The following is a 17,104-nucleotide window of genomic DNA, read 5'->3' as shown; positions in this document are numbered from 1 at the left end:
GAACGATGAGCGCCTACGCCGAACTTTCGCGACGCGGTTTCCTGGGGAATATCGTGACCGGGCTCTCCGGAGTCGGGATGATCGACTTGCTGTCGCGCACCTCGCAGGCCAGCGAAACGAAGCCGCAGACGCCGCACTTCGCCCCAAAGGCGAAGCGGGTGCTGCAGATATTCTGTCCTGGCGCTGCGTCGCACATGGACCTGTGGGACTACAAACCATCGCTAGAAAAGATGGCCGGCAAACCGCTCCCCGGCGAAGAAGACTTTCTCTCGTTCCAAGGGAAAAATGGCAACCTGATGCCGAGCCCGTGGGCCTTTCAAGAGAGTGGCGAGTGCGGCAAGCCGATCACGACGATGTTGCCGCATCTGGCGCAGCACGCCGACGACATCGCCTTCATCCATTCGATGCACAGCAAAACCAACACGCACGGCCCTGGCTGCGTCTTCATGAACACCGGACACACCAGCGAAGGATTCCCAAGCGCTGGCGCCTGGCTCAGCCACGCCCTGGGAAGTGCGAACCAGAACCTGCCGACCTACGTGGCGATTCCCGATGTCCGGGGCGAACCGCCCAACGGCAAGGCGAACTGGTCGAACGGCTTTTTGCCGGCTCGGCATCAGGCAATCGTCATGAGCGATCAACAGCCGATCCGCAACCTGGCCCGGCCCGACCGGATCGCGGCCGCGGAAGACGCCGCCTCGCGAGCGTTGGTCGCGAAGTTGAATCGCGAGTTCGCCGAGCAGCACGCCGCCGAGACCGACCTGCAGGCTCGCGTCGCCGCGTACGAACTAGCGGCTCGGATGCAATTGTCGGCGCCTGAGGTATCCAACCTGGCGAGCGAAACCGCCGCAACGCACCAGCGTTACGGCACAACCGACAAGAATCCGCTCAAAGCGGCCTATGCCCGCAATTGCTTGTTGTCGCGACGATTGCTGGAACGAGGCGTTCGCTACGTCAATTTGTATTGTGCGTCACGCGCCTCCGGCGTTGATGGCCTGTTGAACTGGGACGCTCACAAAACGCTGAAGCCTGATTACGAGCGGCATTGTCCGATTCTCGATCAGCCAACCGCGGCGCTGCTGACCGACTTGAAACAGTCGGGCCTGCTCGAAGATACGCTGGTCCTTTGGACGACCGAGTTCGGCCGGATGCCGACGCACCAGCACGGCACGACCGGACGGGATCACAATCCAGACGGCTTCACCTGCTGGATGATGGGCGCCGGGGTCAAAGGAGGCGTCAGCTACGGCGCGACCGACGAGTTCGGTCGCCGCGCCGAAGTCGATCCCACCACCGTCTGGGACTTCTACGCCACGGTGCTGCATCTGCTCGGCATTGATCACGAGAAGCTAACGATGTACCACAACGGGCTCGATCGCCGGTTGACCGATGTACATGGGCACGTGATCCAAGAAATCCTGGCGTAGAATCGAGCAATCGCTGGCGCCATTTTTGTCGGTCGCAGAATTTACAGCAAGCTTTCCATCAACAACCGCATTTTCCGCATCTCGGCCATTTGGTCGACTTCCGGCAGCGGGGGCATGTGGATGGTGAGGGCGCGGTTGTAGTTGACCGATTCGAGCTGCGAGATCACTTTGCCGAATTCGATTTCGCCTTGGCCGACGCGAACCTGCATTTGGTTCTTGGTCGAGTCGCGCAAGTAGACGTGGCGGACGTATCCGAGGATCTTTTCGTAGTTGGCCGGGCTATCTTCGCGGCAGGTGAAGTGGCTGGGGTCGAGCGTCACGCCGAGCCCCTTCACGTTGTCACACAGCACCTTGATCGTATCGGCGTCTTGCGACAAGCAGCCGACGTGGGTGTGCATGCTGACGACGATTCCTTCGACCGCTGCGATGGCGACCAATTCGCGGAGATGCTCGACCTCTTCATTGAACGGGGTACCGAATTCGCCCGACGGGACGGTCAGCGACGAAACCTTGACCGCTTTGGCGAGCTTGCAGATCGCCTCGAACTGGCGATAGTGCTCTTCCTTTTTGGCGTCGATCAGGATGCGAAAGTTCGAGATATTCAGCCGCTGGGTGTCGCGGCAAACTTCGAGCGCCGCTTCCGGATCATTCGCGACCAGGCTCGGCTTCAGGTGCTTGCTCGTCTCACTGATCGTCAGGTCGACGTTGCTGAATTCGAGATCGACAAGCTTTTCCATGCACTCACGCATGGGAAGATCTGGAAAACACTCGCTTGAAGCGGAGACGAACACGAGAAGCTCCTTCCGGTCGAAAACATCCGCGACGCCCACAGAACGTCGCCAATAACGCCTAATATGCCCATATCGCCGCCAGGACCCAGCGGGGAAGCGAGAAGCTTACCGAGCACCGCGACCGAGGACAACAGCAACGTTTTTCCAGCGTCGCTAGCACAATTAGCGCGAGAATGGTCGCGCTCCGGCGAATTGCTTCCAGCCGTCAAAATCCTAAAATATGGCGTAGTCGTCGTCCATGGGGAGCCTAATGGGGCGGGACGGCGACCACTTTCCCTCGTACGCGTAACCCGCGGCTTATTCTTCATGCGTTCACTGCATGGATCCAAAGCGATGCGGGCGGCAGCAGCCGTCCCGCCTGATCTCACATAAAAGGTAATTCGATGGACAACGGACAAACTCCTCCCGCCCCGCAACCAATCGTCATTAAGCAAGGGGGCGGCTGGGCTATTCGCATCATCGCCTTTCTCGGCTGGATGGGTCTGATTTTCGCTGGCCTAATCATCCTCGTACAGTTGGCCGCCACCGCGCAGTACTTCAACGAAGAAGATGGCGTCACCGAAAAGTTCTATTCGGGCGACAAGCTCGCCTCGGACAAGATCGCCCTGATCCGGGTCGAAGGCCTGATCATGCAAGGGGAAGGGTACATCCGCAATCAGATCGAATTGGCCCAAAAGGATAAGGACGTCAAAGCCGTCGTCCTGCGGGTCGACTCTCCCGGCGGCTCGGTCAGCGCCTCGGACTACATTTATCACCACCTGAACGAATTGCGGGAAGAACGCGAGATCCCGCTGGTCGTCAGCATGGGCTCGTCCGCCACCAGCGGCGGTTACTACGTGGCGATGGCGGTTGGTGACGAAAAAGACGTCATCTACGCCGAGCCGACGACGATCACCGGCTCGATCGGCGTGATCATTCCGCACTACGACATCACCGGCTTGCTCGAAGAGTATCACATCAAAGATGACTCGATCGCCAGCCACGAGCGGAAGCAGATGCTCAGCATGACCCGTACGATGACGCCGGACCAGCGCGACCTGGTGCAAGGCCTGGTCAACGACATGTTCACCCGCTTTAAGGACGTGGTCAAAACGGGGCGTCCCGCCTACGTCGAAGATCCGGAGAAGCTGAACGAACTGGCGACCGGCGAGATTTACATGGCCGATCAGGCGGTTGATCTCGGCCTAGTCGACAAGATCGGGTTTGTCGAAGCGGCGATCGGCCGGGCCGCTGAACTGGCCGACCTGGACGTCAAGAAAACCCGCGTCGTCTCCTACACCAAGCCGACGTCGCTCTTCAGCCTCGGCTCGGCAACCGCCGCCAGCCCGACGCAGTCGCTGATGAAGGCGGTGATCGACACGACTTCGCCCAAGGCGTACTACCTCGACTCAAGCCTGCCGGCGCTGACCGCCGGGATGGCCGCGGCGCAGTAACTGCGACTCACGCCCGCCGAAAAACAGAAAGCTCCCTTGCCGCCGGCAAGGGAGCTTTTTTCGTTCTTGCCAGGGCAAGAAAAGGAAAAAGCCGCCTCGCTGCTGCGAGACGGCTTTTTGAAGGATGACATGCTTCGACGTTGGCTGGCTTACCAGACGAATTGTCCGCCGAGGTAACCGCCGTGCAGGATGACGTCGCCGTTGGAGGGCGTGCTGGCGACGATCCCCAGGTCCTCGAAGTTTTGCGGAATCTGCTCGGTGGCCAGGGCGACGCCCGAGACGCCGACCACGCGGTAGCCGATGTTCATCGAGAATCGCTTGGTTACCTGATACTCGGCGCCCAGGTCCAACTCGCCCAGGAAGCTGACGCGACCCTTGCTGCCGGAGACGTTGTACGCCCGACCGTTGTTGGGGCTCATCGCGTTGTCGATGTAGGCGGTTCCGAGGTTACCGTACATGACCGAGTTCTGCGAAATCGCATTGCCGTAGGCGCCAAACTTCGTCTTGGCGTAGAAGTTCCAGCAGTTCCAGTTGTAGTTCATGATCATGCCGAGCTGGGCGCCGATCAGGTTGTTGTCGACGTCGATGTTGTAATGCAGCTCGTCATCGGTTCCGGTGAAGTTATAGTCGCTCGGGTCAGTCGAGAACGAGAAGGCTTCGCGGAACTTGAAGTAACGCAGACCGGCCAAGGCGCCGAACTGGAAGCAGCCGCCGCCGCAGCGGTTGGTATACAACGTCGGATCCTGAAACACATTCAATTCGATGTTGTAGAAGTCGTAGCTACGCTGCAGACGGTGAGCCTGGGCGTTGTTGTAGTAAGCGTCGACGTTGCTGCCGTTGTAGCTCAAACCCTGAAAGTTGGTGTCCAGCGGGGTGTCGAGGGCGCCAACCAAACCGGCGTTGGTGACGGTGTGCTCATTGGTACCGCGAACGGCCCAGTAGTCGACTTCCCACGCCCAGTTGCTGCATGCGAACGTACGACCGAAGCGAAGTTCGTATCCGGCGTTCCAACCCATCGCCGCCGCTTCCGAACCCATCACGCGAGCGCTGAAGTCGCCGCCGTCATTCGATAGCCAGACTTCGTTGCCGCGATCTTTCGTCATCGCCAGGGCGCCGGCGTAGGCGAACCAGGTCGGGCAGAAGCAATCTTGGAAGCACTCGTCATAGCAGCTGCCGGTCGAGCAATCGCCGGCGCCGTACATCTCGGCCGAAGGAGCGAGCAAGCCGGGCTCCAGCGACTCGGCGTACATCTTGTCCGCCGGCGGGACCTTGGGGGCCGGGGCGTCTTCGGTCAACGAGACGGGGTGATTGTCTTGTCGCCACAGTTGGGCCGGGCTTTTCTCGGGGGCGAAATAGCTCGGGCGATCCAGCGAACTGGGCTGATCGAGATTGACGGGCGCCGCAAACAAACCGGACGCCGAAAGCGTCAGCGCCAGCGCGGCTGGAAATCGAGAAACCAACATCTCCGGAACTCCTTCAATTTTTTGGCCCACACGCCGCCTCCATATTGCAGTCATGTATTCCGTTGGCCGTATGTCAGGTGGAGTCGGACATCCGTTCCGAACAAGCTGACGAGGGCAAGGCAACTCCGTCAGCCACTATGCGACACGTCGCTCCATGCGACCTCCGCCATAAGCAAGCATCGACGTCGCTAGCAGCAGTTCATCGTCGTTTTTGCCTGGGGCCGAAAAAAAACTGGACGCCGCAACGTGCTAGCTGGAACAGACGGCAAATCCCGATCCCCAGTCCGATCCGCCAAGCCGCAAACTTTGCACAACCTGCACAGCAATTAGAGTGGAAGTGTCCCACCCGCCCGCAAGTCGGAGGATAGGACACGCCGGCGGTTCGTCAACTTTTTCCCGCTTTTTTCTCTGGGGACGTACGAAACCGACTCTCCCACCGCACTATTACTGACGGCAAGCGAGTTTTTCCCCTCTGACGGCTTGAAAGATCAAACAATGGCGATGCGACTTACCTTACGTGTCCTGCTGGCCTACATGCACGGCATTCTTAGCGAAGAAGACGCCACGGAGATGGACAAAAAGGTCGCCGAAAGCGAGTTCGCCCAAAAGCTGATCACCCACATCCGCACCCGGGTTATGCGCAAAGAGCTGTCAGCCCTGGCGGTCGAAGGGGACGGGATCGGCCGCGACGCCAACAGCGTGGCCGAGTACCTGGATCACAAGCTCGATCCGCAACAGGTCGCCCAGCTCGAAATGCTCTGCTTCGAGTCGGATCGTCACTTGGCCGAAGTCGCCTCGGCCCATCAAATTTTGACGATGGTGCTGGGTACGCCGGCCCACGTCTCCTCCTCGATGCGGAAACGGGCGTATGGGCTGCTGGGGAACTCGGCGCTGTTGCAAACGGACTCGTCGACCGACCTCAATCAGGTTCTGACTCCGGACGACCAGCGTTGGAATACGACCGACGACCTACCGGCCGATAACGAGGAAGAGGACGAACAACACCTGGCGACGGCGGAACTGCCGGTTGCGATGGTGATTCAGTATGAAGAAGAGAATGACGTCGAAGAGCCGGAAGACGAGGACGAAGAAGAACTGGCGACGGCCAGCAGCGGCGGCATCCCGAAATGGCTCAGCTTCGCCGCCGTCGTGGTGCTCGCACTGACGGCCGGCTGGTTGATTGCGGCCAGCGGTTGGATCGCTCCGCCAGCGTGGCTGACCGGCAAAGCCGAGCAAGTCGCCGGCGCCACGACCGGAGAAACCCCGGCCGCCGGAGCAGCGAACGGCGAACAACCGCCAAGCGAGAACGCAACCCCGACCCAGCCGGACCGCGGCGACATCTCGCGCGACAATATCAACTCGCTTGACGACATTTCGGCCGAGAACGAGCCGATGCCGCAAACTCCGCTCAGCGGACAGCAACCAACCACGCCCCCCAATACTCCGACTGCCGCCACACCGCCAGCGATGCCTGATCCTGGCACAACCCGATCACCGGCAGCCGACCAGCCATTTCCATCCGCGCCCGGCGGCGCGCCTGGCGCGATGCCCGCAGCGCCCCAAAATCCGGAAACCATTATCCCCGATCAGCTCGAACCGGGCCGCCGCGGCGTTTTCCTGATCCATGACATTCAAACCAATACCTATGCCGCCCCGCCGCGCGGCGCTACGTTGAAACCGCTACAACGCCTGATCGTCGCCCCCGGCGGCTACTTCGCCACGAGCGACGAAAACGCCGTCGCGATGATCGTCGTCGGTCCTGCCGACCTGCTGCAGACGCCGGATGGCCGGGTGATGGTCAACCATGGACAACTCTCCCTTCCGGCATCGGAGAAGCCGGTCACGCTGGAAGTGGTCGGAGGCCCGCAAGTCACCATCCAGAACATTGCCGAAGGGGGCGAAGTCAACGTCGAGATTGACCGCTTTATGTCGTCCGACATGCCGCCGCAGTCGCAAGGCTGGCTGAAAATCTTCTGCGCCGGGCAGTGCGACGTTACGGTCGCCGACGTTACCCTTTCGATGCTGCCGCAGGACGAATTGATCATGTACACCGACGAACGGCCGCCAGTCCTGAAGCATCGCCAACTGGCGCCTTCCTGGAGCGTCCTGTATCCATCTCCGGCAGCCGATTTCGTTCGGCTCAAACTGGATGAAGCGGCCCAGCAAGGGGTCGATCCACTGAAAGCGCTACAGCGAATCGCCGAGTCCAACGCCTCGCCGGGGGTTCGCAGCGAAGCGATGCGGCTATCGGCCGAAGCGGGTCAGGTTGGCCCGCTCGTCCAATCGTTCCACGATCCGACGCTTAGCCAGTTTTGGTCGGCCCACTATCGCGATCTGGCCGAGCTTTGGTCGCGGGCCGAACCGAAAGAAAAGCCGCAAATCGTCGCCGCGCTACACGACCTGAATCCTCAATTCGGCGACGCGTTGGTCAATATGCTCGACTCCTACTGGTGGGATACGCTCAATCAGCAAGAGGCGAGCGAGTTGATCGTGAACCTCGGCCACCACGAAGCGGCGATGCGATTGTTCGCTTTCGAGCGACTGCAGCGAATGACCGGATACACGCTGTTGTACCGGCCAGACATGACCGAGGCGGAACGGGAAGGACCGATCTCGCGATGGTGGGGACGGATGAGCGCCGGGCAGCTAGCTGGGCGAACGGTCGAAAGAATGCCTAAATAATTGAGGAAAATCGACTACGGCAGCCCGCAAAGCGCAAATCCGACATCTAGAAGCCGAACCCTCCCCTAGGACTGTTTGGGGCCACTTGCGGTCCAGATCGCCGCCGCGGAACTTACCTCGCTTCCCTGTTTCCTACGCCTAGCCCGGTTGAATGGGCTTTGTCACGACGCATAATTGTCGATAGAATATCCCGTTTCCATCTAACTGAAGCCTCTCCAATAGAGAGCCCTGATTCCATGGAACCAGGGCTCTCAGGAACCCGTTTCGAAGGAGTTTTCGTCGTGCAAGTCAACATCTCCACGCGACATGGCCATTTGAGCACCGACTCGCAAGAGACGATTTCCGAAAAGGTAATGAAGCTGACCCGCTTGTTTGAACGCATCACTTCGGTCGACGTTACGGTCGACCTGGAGCACAGCGACAAGCCGGGCGTGGAATTGCGCGTGACGGCCGAACGAACGGCCGATTTCGTCGCTCATGACAGCTGCTCGAGCCTTCTCGGCGCACTGGATAACGCAATCCACAAGATGGAACAGCAACTCCGCAAACACAAAGAACGGCTGAAAGATCACCGCGGCCCCGGTCTGAAAGACCAAGCCGCCGCTAGCAGCCCCGATTCCGAAGCCTAAATACACGCACCGTCGGAGCCCGACTGCCGCTCGAATTGCAGTCGCCAAGCCGATCCGAGGAAAGGAACGAAACGTGAAGTTTGCTGACTTCATTTGCGTAAATGGGATCAAACCCGAGATCGCCGCCCAAGACAAAGAAGGGGTCATCCGCGAACTCGCGGAGAGCCTGGTCGCCGCTGGCGCCATCCAAGCCGAGAACGTCGACGGCATCATTAAAGCGATCATGAAGCGGGAAGAGCTGGGCAGCACGGGCATCGGCCGCGGCATCGCCGTTCCGCATACCAAGCACCCGAGCGTCGAAACGCTGGTCGGCACCGTCGGCGTAAGCTCCGAAGGGGTCGAGTTCAGCAGCCTGGACGGAGAGAAAGTTCATCTCTTCTTCCTGCTGGTATCGCCGCCGGATCGCCCTGGCGATCACCTGCGGGCGCTCGAAAACATCTCGCGCCAGCTGCGGGACGACATGTTCTGCAAATTCCTGAAGCAGTCGAAGACGATCCCGGACATCCAACAACTGCTGGAAGAAGCGGATAACAACCAATTCGGCTCGTAAGCTCGACGCCGGGCGTCTTCTCAGCGAAGACGCCGCGGCAAGCGAAAGCCCTTGCCAGCGGTATGCAAGCGATGATGATCGACTGGGCCGCCGCCGGTTCCCGCTATAATTTTCTGTTGGCGAAATGACCCACCAGCAAGCGACTCGACGAGTTGAAATCAAGAATCGGCAGGGACTCCATGCGCGTCCCGCGGATGCATTCGTCAAATTAGCGAATCAGTTTCAATCGGAGATTGAAATTGAACGCGACACGCTGCGTGTTAGCGGGAAAAGCATCCTTGACCTGCTGACTCTGGTCGCCGAACAAGGGGTGCAACTGACCATTATCGCAAGCGGCCCCGACGCAGAGGCTGCGGTCGACGCCTTGGCAGCGCTGGTCGATTCGTTCGTCGAAGAGGACGAACAGCCTGACACTCAACCTGACTGAACCCGCTCGGTCCCATGCGTATCCTTCAAGGTATCGCCGTTTCGCAAGGAGTCGCCATCGGCGAGGCCGTCGTCATTGACGACAAAGGGTATCGCATTCCTCGCCGATTCATCGCTCGCGGCGCCGTCGACGCCGAGATGAGCCGCCTGGAAGCCGCCTTTGCCGCCGTCGGCGCTCAGATTGAGCAAAGCCGCGTCGAGATCGCCGGCGAGATCGGCCAGCAATATGGCGCCATTTTCTCGGCCCACCTGCAGATGTTGCAGGACGCCAAGCTCCGCACTGAGATCGACCATCTGGTCAAACAGCGGCATTACTCGGCCGAATACGCGGTCACACGGGCGCTGGGCAAGTACAGCAAGTTCTTCGAACAGCTCCCCAACGCTTACCTTCGCGAACGGGCCAACGACGTTCATGACATCGAACGCCGCCTGATGACCCAGCTAATTGGCAATCGCCGCGAAGCGCTCGAAGAGATCAAATCGCCGGCCGTCGTGCTGGCCAACAACCTGACCCCCAGCGAAACCGCCAATCTCAACCGTGAGATGGTGCTCGGTTTTGTGACCGAAGTCGGCGGCCCCGGTGGACATACGGCGATCGTGGCCGAAGCGCTCGAAATTCCGGCCGTGGTCGGAGTTGGCGACTTTTTGAACGACATCTCCGGGGGCGACCTGGTGATCATCGACGGCGACCAAGGCCGGGTGATCTTCAACCCCGACGACGAGACGATCGCGCGTTACGAGCAAGAGGTCGAAGAACACCGCTCGCTGGCGGCCCGGCTCGATTTGCTCCGCGATTTGCCGGCCGAACTGCTCAGCGGCGAGCACATCAACCTCTACGCCAACATTGAATTCCCTCACGAGGTCGACGCCTGCCAGCAACGCGGCGCCGAAGGGATCGGGCTCTACCGGACCGAATTCCTCTACCTGGGGCAAGACCAGGAGCCAACCGAGGAGGATCACTACCAGGTTTACGCCAAGGTAGTTCAAGACATGGGGGGCTCCCCGATCGTGATCCGCACGCTCGACTTGGGCGCCGACAAGATTGCCCGCGGCGTCGGCGAGAGCCGCGTCGCCGAGTCGAACCCCTTCCTGGGACTTCGCAGCATCCGGCTGTCGCTTCGCAATATCTCGTTATTCCGTACGCAGTTACGAGCGATCTTGCGAGCGAGCATGCTAGGGGAAATCCATGTGATGTTCCCCCTGGTCAGCACCCTGCACGAATTGCGGCAGGCGAAAATGCTGCTGACCGATATTATGGAAGACCTGGACGAAGAGGGGATTCCGTACGACCGAAACCTGAAAATCGGCATGATGGTCGAAGTCCCATCTTCGGTGATCATGCTCGATCATTTCGCCAAGGAGGTCGATTTTATCAGCATTGGCACGAACGACCTGGTCCAGTACACCCTGGCGGTCGATCGTAGCAACAAAGAAGTAGCGGCGTTATACAACAACTGCGACCCAGCAGTCCTCCGTTTGATCGAAATGACGGTCCGTCTGGCGAAAGAAGCCGACATCAAGACGACCCTTTGCGGCCAAATGGGGGGAAATCCAATCTATGCCATGTTGCTGATTGGGCTCGGTTTGCGTAGTTTAAGTATCACGCCGAGCGCCATTCCCGAGATCAAGAAGGTGTGCCGAAGCGTTTCTCTCGCCCAATGCGAGGAAGTCGCCCGCCGCGTCCGGGAAATGGAAAACGCCCGAGAAATCAAACGCTACCTGCGTGAGGAAGTCCGCAGGGCCGTACCCGAATTATTGATGTAATGCGGACCCTTATTCCGCGATAACCGAACACATAACACTTAGTTTCACGACCACTGGACGCAGATAGAGAGTAACGACGTAGCGGGAGACAATGCACCGCCAGGCAGACCGACGCGACCTTTTTCGCGAATCTGGGCCAGTCCCTGAAAACGACGCCCATCGATCATGACGCCAAACAGCCGACTCTGAGATCCTCGCGACCCGATCGGGCGATTTCTGTAGATGAAACGCCGCCGTCGTCGCGCCCCAAGAGGCCTTTTGACGCCGCTTTGCAGTAGCCGAACGACAGACAACCCCGCTGAATCGACGTCGCAGTGCGACCGTCGCAGCCGCCCCTTCATGCTGGCTGCCGACTGCCGCGCGACGTTTTGCTGCCGCTTCCGTCGCTACTCCAACCGCGCCGCTCCCTACAGCGGCTGCAGGCCGATTCTAATCGGCTCTCTTTTTCTGCGCAGAAGGTCGGTCGTGAAACGCAACACACGAAAGACCAGAATGAAGAAGGAAATGCTGATCAACGTATCGCAACCGGAAGAATGCCGGATTGCGATCGTCGAGGACGGAATCCTCGAAGAGTTCTATCTCGAGCGGACCAGCCAAGACAACTACGTCGGCAACATCTACAAAGGAGTCGTGGTCAACCTCGAACCGAGCATTCAGGCCGCCTTCGTCGACTTCGGCGTCGGCAAGAACGGCTTCCTTCACATCAGCGACGTCGAACCGCAATACTTCCGCCAGGGCGGCTACGATCCGGCCGAACAGCTCGACGACGACTTCGGCGGCAGCTACGGCGGCGCCTCGGCGGCCGACTTCAGCGACGACGATGAAAAAGAGAGCGGCGACGACGGCGATGATTCGTCCGACGACGAGGCTCAGGCCGAAGGAGAAGAAGGGGACGCCCCGCCGAAAGCTCCGCAACCGCGAGGTCGCGGCCAACGTCGCCCGCAGCGTCGCCAACGCCCCGGCATGCGTCCGCGCGTCAAACCGCCGATCCAAGAAATCTTCAAGCGCGGCGACGAAGTCCTCGTCCAAGTCATCAAAGAAGGGATCGGCAGCAAAGGCCCGACCCTGTCGACCTACATCAGCATCCCGGGCCGCTACCTGGTATTGATGCCCGCTTTGGGCCGCGTCGGCGTTTCCCGCAAGATCGAAGACGATCAGGTTCGCCGCCGCTTGCGTTCGACCCTGCTCGAGCTGAACCCGCCCAAGGGGCTCGGCTTTATCGTCCGCACCGCTGGGCAAGAGCGAAACAAGAAAGAGCTGTCGCGCGACATGGCTTACCTGTTGCGGCTCTGGAAGGTGATCGTCCGCCGACTGAAGAACTCGGTCGGGCCGTGCGACATCTACGAAGAAAGCGACATGATCATCCGGACGATTCGCGACATCTTCTCGTCCGACGTCGATTCGATCTACGTCGACAGCGAATCGGCCTATGAGCGGGCCAAAGAGTTCCTGCAGTTGGTGATGCCGCGGCACGTCAATCGCCTGAAAAAATACGAGAGCAAAGACCCGCTCTTCCACAAGTATCGCCTGGACGAGGAAATCGCCCGGATCAATCAGCGCGAAGTTCCGCTCCGCCGCGGCGGTTCGATCGTGATCGATCAGAGCGAGGCCTTGGTGGCGATCGACGTCAACAGCGGCAACTTCCGCTATGACGGCACCGCCGAAGAAGCCGCCTACCAACTGAACATGATGGCCGCCAAAGAAATCGCCCGCCAACTGCGACTGCGAGACCTGGGCGGCGTGGTGGTCAACGACTTCATCGACATGCGCCGCGAAAAGCACCGCCGCAACGTCGAGCGGGCTCTGCGCGACTCGGTCAAACGCGACCGGGCCCGGACCAAGATCCTGAAGACCAGCCCGTTTGGTCTGATCGAGATGACCCGCCAGCGGATTCGTCCCAGCCTGAAGCGGAGCGTCTTCAAGGATTGCCCCTGCTGCAAAGGCCGCGGCGTGGTCAAATCGGCCGAGAGCATGGCGATCGAAGTGGTCCGCATGTTGCTGGCCGCCGCCCACCACGATGGGGCGTCGCACGTCACGATTCGGGTCAATGACGAAGTCGCGACCTACCTGAACAACAAGAAACGCCGCGAACTGGCCCGGATCGAGGAAGATACCAACATCGTGGTTCAGATCTACGGCAGCGAGTCGTTCTATCCAGAGCACCTGGAGGTCGAATGCGTCGACGCCGACGGCCGCCGTCTCCACTTTGACGACCGCCCCAGCGGCAACGGATCGCGCCACTAGGCGGAACCCCCTAAATCCTGGGGGCATAACGATTTACCCCGCCGCGTGCAGAATTTGCCGCGGTGGGCGACTGAGGGCCTCGACAAGCGGCCCCGATTTTCATATCTTTGAAGGTTTCCCTAAACGAGTTTGGCCGTCCTAGGTAGTCGTCCAAATTCGTCATCACCATACAAATCACTGATTTGGCAAGTTCTCAGGTTCCGGCCATGTACGCGATTATCAAAGAAGACGGCAAGCAGATCAAAGTTGAAGAAGGCCAGGAACTCCGTCTGGACTACCGTGCTGACGTCACCGCCGGCGACGAATTGACCTTTGGGTCGGTTCTGTGCGTCTCGGGCGATGACGGCGTGAAGCTCGGCAAGCCGGTCCTCGACGGCGCCTCGGTCACGGCCGAAGTCGTCGGCGTCGTCCAAGGCCCGAAGCTGGTCATCCAGAAGTTCCGTCGCCGCAAGAACTCGCGTCGCAAGACGGGTCATCGCCAGCTCTACACCAAAGTCAAAATCGGCAAGATCTCGGTCTAAGCCGGTCGACGGCTCGCTTCCGCCAAGCGACCGACAAACAGACATTCGCAAAACGCCAAAGTCAAAATCGACTTTGGCGTTTTGCATGCGCACTTGCGTACGCACCGCTCTCTTTCCCGGCAACGAATTCGGCGCAGGTTCCGCTTTGCGGACCAAGCCACTGCTCGGTCTCCTGGCACAGCCCAACGACGATTCCCCGGTCTGCGCACACTGCAGACCCGCAGGCAGATTGGTTGACTAGGGCTGTCGGCTGCTCGAAGATAGCCATGACTTTGTTCGCGATTCTGGAGACCCGGCGTATGTGCAAGATTCTCGTCCTCTACCACAGCAACAGCGGCAACACCGCCAAGATGGCGCACGAGGTCGCCAGCGGCGCCAAGGAAGTGACCGGCGCCGCGGTCCGCTTACTGCCGATCGAAGAGGCGACTAGCGGCGATCTCGACTGGTGCGAAGGGATCGCGCTGGGCAGCCCGACCAACTACGGCACCGTCAGTTGGCAGATGAAAAAGTGGTGGGATGAGCAGCCGATCGAAAACTGGGGAAAGCGCGACGGACGAATCGGCTGCGCGTTCAGCTCGGCCGCGTCGTGGGGCGGCGGACAAGAGCTGACTTGCATGACGCTAAACACGATTCTGATCAACTACGGCTATCTCGTCTTCGGCGTAACCGACCTGACCGGCCCGCAACATACGCTCCACTACGGCGCCATCCAAGCCGGCGAACCCCGCCAAGACAAAGAGATCGCCGGCTGCCGCCGTTTAGGCCGCCGCCTGGCCGAATGGGTCGCCGTCTTTTTCCACGGGCGACATGACCTGCATCCGCTGGAGCAAGGATATGATCGGTTTGGCCATTTGAAATCAGGCGACGCGTGATGAGTAGTGGAGCAGGGGAGAACCCGTTCGCGTCGCCAACAGTCGAGCATGATGGCGTCGCACCGACCGGCGACGCGATCCTGGCCGAAGGAACCTTTACGCAGCGCGATTTGAAGGCGACTTATCGTGCGCTCGTCTACAACTGGCGAATCACCGCCATTCTTGCGACCGTCTCGCTCGTCGTTTTCGCCGGGCTGTTAAATCCGTTGTCGGGTAGATACTGGGCCGTGGGGACGGTGGTCTATCCGCTCTTCTGCTTGCTGCCGTTGGCGGTCGTGCTCGAGGTTTTGTTCTACGTCAAAACGTACTGGCGAACGCAGAATGCGGAACTGGCGAAAGAGCCGGAGCCGCAGCGGATCGTGCTGGACGAGCAAGGGATTCACTTTCAATCGTCTCGCATGAAGTCGCTCCTCCCCTGGACGCGGTTTTCTCGGCTGCAAGCGCGGTCGCGGATATTGGTGATCGTGGCCCGGCCGTTTGGCTTCATCTCGCTGCCGGCTCACTACTTTGAAAGCCGCGATGCGTTTCGCGCCGCAAAGCGGCTGATCATCGAGCAGTTGGCGCTCGCCAGAACGGCGCCGCCGCCAGAGATCACTTCGGACGAGCAATATGTTGACGCCGAAATCCCCGGCGCCATCTCCTGCGCCGGAACCCTGACGCAGCGCGAGTTCTACGCCACGTGCTGGTTGATGGTCCGCCGCGCGCTTCTGATTAACTTCGTGGTGATCGGCGGAGTGTTCGGGTTTTCGCTCTACGTCGCCGTGGTCGAACTGGCCGCCAATCGGCCGCAAAACCTGTATATCTCGGTGATGCTGTTGATCGGGGCGGCCCTCTCATCGATCCGCTGGATCCGCTACTATCTCGGCATCCGGCGAACCTATCGCGACATCACCAGCCGCATCCGCACGCGGTGGACGATCACCGACGAAAAGCTGTCGGCCGTCTCCGAAACCTTCACCCTGAACATTGCCTGGGACGAAATCAACCGCGTCGTCTTCCGCGACGACATGCTGCTGCTGGTCTACCAGAAGACGCAAGGCTTTACCTTGCCGCGGCGGTTCTTCCAGAATGAGGAAGACTGGCGGCAGGTAGTTGAGTGGGCGCGAAAGTTGCACTAACCGAGCGGGAGACGGCATCGCTCTCTTGCCAATAGGATCAACCGACGCTATGACGACGCACCCAAATCCTTTCCAATCGCCATGCGAATCGGGCGAAGCGATACCTGCCGATGCTCCCCTGGTCGTCGATGGAACGATTACCTCTCGTGACGCATTCGCAGCGTATCTTCTCTTCATGCTCAACGGAAAAAACCTCGCCGCGATCTTAATCGTCTTGGCGATGGGAACGCCCCTGTTGATGCACGGCTGGAATCTCAACGAAGCGTTGCGGGCGCTGATCGCCAACGCCGAAATCGGAATTTGTGGCGTCGTCCTGGCCATCCTGTACTACTTCGTTTCGCCCCACTGGCGCCTGGTTCGTAGGCAACTTCGAGAAACCTCCTCTTACCAACGGTTGACGATCGGTGAGACTGGGATCCTCTGCGAATCGGAGAATTCGGCAATCCAATATCCCTGGTCGCAAATCTCAAGGTGGCGCAGCAATCGCAAGGTCCTGCTGATTCCGACGACAACCGCCCAACTGCTCATCGTTCCGGCCCACTTCTTTGAGAGCGAAGCCGCCTATCGCGAAGCCAAGAGCCGAATTCAACGAGGCGTCCAATTCGCCGCTTCGGCGCCATCGCCAGAATCACTGCCCGAGACGACGCCATCCCAAGACTCGAGCAATCCGGAGATCATCATCGCTTCCGGAGAAAACACCTGGGGCGAGCTTCTCCTCTGCTATTGGCATCTCCTCTGGCTGCCAATCGCCCTCTTCATCGCGATCTTCACGGCCCATGCTACGGCTGGTCTCCTGCTCAGCGTGCTGTTGTTGTTCTTGGTCAACCCGCAACCGTACATTCCCATCGCGGGATTGCTGCTCCTGGTCACGGGAATGTTGGGCGTCTTGGCGGCGCTCTATCTGCATGCGATCCACCGCTACTACAACGCACACGTCGCCGGGGTAATGCGACGCTGGAAAATCACCGGCGAATCGCTCAATGAATCGACGCCGATTGAGCGGTCACGCATTCCGTGGAATGACATCACCAAGCTAACGGAATCGGAAACGCGTTTGACCTTCATTCAGCATCGACACGCCCACTGCCTTGCTCGGCGATTCTTTCAGAATGAGGAAGACTGGCGACAGGTAGTCGAATGGGCGCGACAGTCGCAGCTATAAACGATTCGCTGGGCACAACAAA

At 59.8% G+C, this 17,104-nt stretch carries 14 protein-coding genes; 12 read left to right on the top strand and 2 right to left on the bottom strand.

All coding sequences use genetic code 11. From position 1 onward, the window contains the following. Nucleotides 1-5: 5 nt before the first annotated feature. Nucleotides 6-1,427: a DUF1501 domain-containing protein gene (locus tag Enr8_RS14915; RefSeq protein ID WP_146432877.1), complete on the top strand. Its 1,422-nt coding sequence runs from the start codon at nucleotides 6-8 to the stop codon at nucleotides 1,425-1,427. Between the two features lie 41 nt (nucleotides 1,428-1,468). Here Enr8_RS14915 and Enr8_RS14910 read toward each other — a convergent pair whose 3' ends face one another. After that, nucleotides 1,469-2,176: a sugar phosphate isomerase/epimerase family protein gene (locus Enr8_RS14910; RefSeq protein ID WP_246120092.1), complete on the bottom strand. Its 708-nt coding sequence runs from the start codon at nucleotides 2,174-2,176 to the stop codon at nucleotides 1,469-1,471. A gap of 425 nt (nucleotides 2,177-2,601) precedes the next feature. On the opposite strand from Enr8_RS14910, the gene sppA reads away from it, so the two are divergent. Next, a complete protein-coding gene (gene sppA, locus Enr8_RS14905; protein ID WP_146432874.1) occupies nucleotides 2,602-3,651 on the top strand; it encodes a signal peptide peptidase SppA in 1,050 nt (349 codons plus the stop codon). A 149-nt stretch (nucleotides 3,652-3,800) separates the two neighbouring features. Here the strand turns inward: sppA and Enr8_RS14900 are convergent, their stop codons facing one another. Then, a complete protein-coding gene (locus Enr8_RS14900) occupies nucleotides 3,801-5,114 on the bottom strand; it encodes a BBP7 family outer membrane beta-barrel protein (protein ID WP_186767667.1) in 1,314 nt (437 codons plus the stop codon). Between the two features lie 501 nt (nucleotides 5,115-5,615). On the opposite strand from Enr8_RS14900, the gene Enr8_RS14895 reads away from it, so the two are divergent. From Enr8_RS14895 to Enr8_RS14850, 10 genes are all read left to right on the top strand, one after another. Next, nucleotides 5,616-7,796, top strand: a complete 2,181-nt coding sequence (locus tag Enr8_RS14895; protein ID WP_222434874.1) for a hypothetical protein — start codon at nucleotides 5,616-5,618, stop codon at nucleotides 7,794-7,796. A 281-nt stretch (nucleotides 7,797-8,077) separates the two neighbouring features. Beyond that, nucleotides 8,078-8,425, top strand: coding sequence for a ribosome hibernation-promoting factor, HPF/YfiA family (hpf, locus tag Enr8_RS14890; protein ID WP_146432867.1), 348 nt, complete (start codon nucleotides 8,078-8,080; stop codon nucleotides 8,423-8,425). A gap of 73 nt (nucleotides 8,426-8,498) precedes the next feature. Beyond that, nucleotides 8,499-8,975 carry a PTS sugar transporter subunit IIA gene (locus Enr8_RS14885; protein ID WP_146432865.1) on the top strand — a complete coding sequence of 159 codons (477 nt, stop codon included), beginning with the start codon at nucleotides 8,499-8,501 and terminating at the stop codon, nucleotides 8,973-8,975. 124 nt (nucleotides 8,976-9,099) lie between these two features. Further along, nucleotides 9,100-9,402, top strand: a complete 303-nt coding sequence (locus tag Enr8_RS14880) for an HPr family phosphocarrier protein (protein ID WP_146432863.1) — start codon at nucleotides 9,100-9,102, stop codon at nucleotides 9,400-9,402. Between the two features lie 14 nt (nucleotides 9,403-9,416). Continuing rightward, the gene (gene ptsP / locus Enr8_RS14875) at nucleotides 9,417-11,165 is read left to right on the top strand and encodes a phosphoenolpyruvate--protein phosphotransferase (protein WP_146432861.1); all 1,749 of its coding nucleotides are present in this window, start codon (nucleotides 9,417-9,419) and stop codon (nucleotides 11,163-11,165) included. 492 nt (nucleotides 11,166-11,657) lie between these two features. Next, nucleotides 11,658-13,409: an Rne/Rng family ribonuclease gene (locus Enr8_RS14870; RefSeq protein WP_146432859.1), complete on the top strand. Its 1,752-nt coding sequence runs from the start codon at nucleotides 11,658-11,660 to the stop codon at nucleotides 13,407-13,409. A 206-nt stretch (nucleotides 13,410-13,615) separates the two neighbouring features. Further along, a complete protein-coding gene (gene rplU / locus Enr8_RS14865) occupies nucleotides 13,616-13,930 on the top strand; it encodes a 50S ribosomal protein L21 (RefSeq protein WP_146432856.1) in 315 nt (104 codons plus the stop codon). A 299-nt stretch (nucleotides 13,931-14,229) separates the two neighbouring features. After that, complete coding sequence (locus Enr8_RS14860) at nucleotides 14,230-14,802, top strand: flavodoxin family protein (protein WP_146432854.1); 573 nt, start codon at nucleotides 14,230-14,232, stop codon at nucleotides 14,800-14,802. Then, entirely contained in the window at nucleotides 14,802-15,920 is a 1,119-nt protein-coding gene (locus Enr8_RS14855) for a YcxB family protein (protein ID WP_146432852.1), read from the top strand. Before Enr8_RS14860 ends, Enr8_RS14855 begins: the two co-directional genes overlap by 1 nt. A 49-nt stretch (nucleotides 15,921-15,969) precedes the next feature. Beyond that, entirely contained in the window at nucleotides 15,970-17,082 is a 1,113-nt protein-coding gene (locus Enr8_RS14850; RefSeq protein WP_146432850.1) for a YcxB family protein, read from the top strand. Nucleotides 17,083-17,104 lie beyond the last annotated feature (22 nt).

Source organism: Blastopirellula retiformator (assembly GCF_007859755.1).
GTDB classification, from domain to species: domain Bacteria; phylum Planctomycetota; class Planctomycetia; order Pirellulales; family Pirellulaceae; genus Blastopirellula; species Blastopirellula retiformator.
The sequence above is the reverse complement of the archived record's forward strand: the minus strand, read 5'-3'. Positions and strand labels throughout refer to the sequence as shown.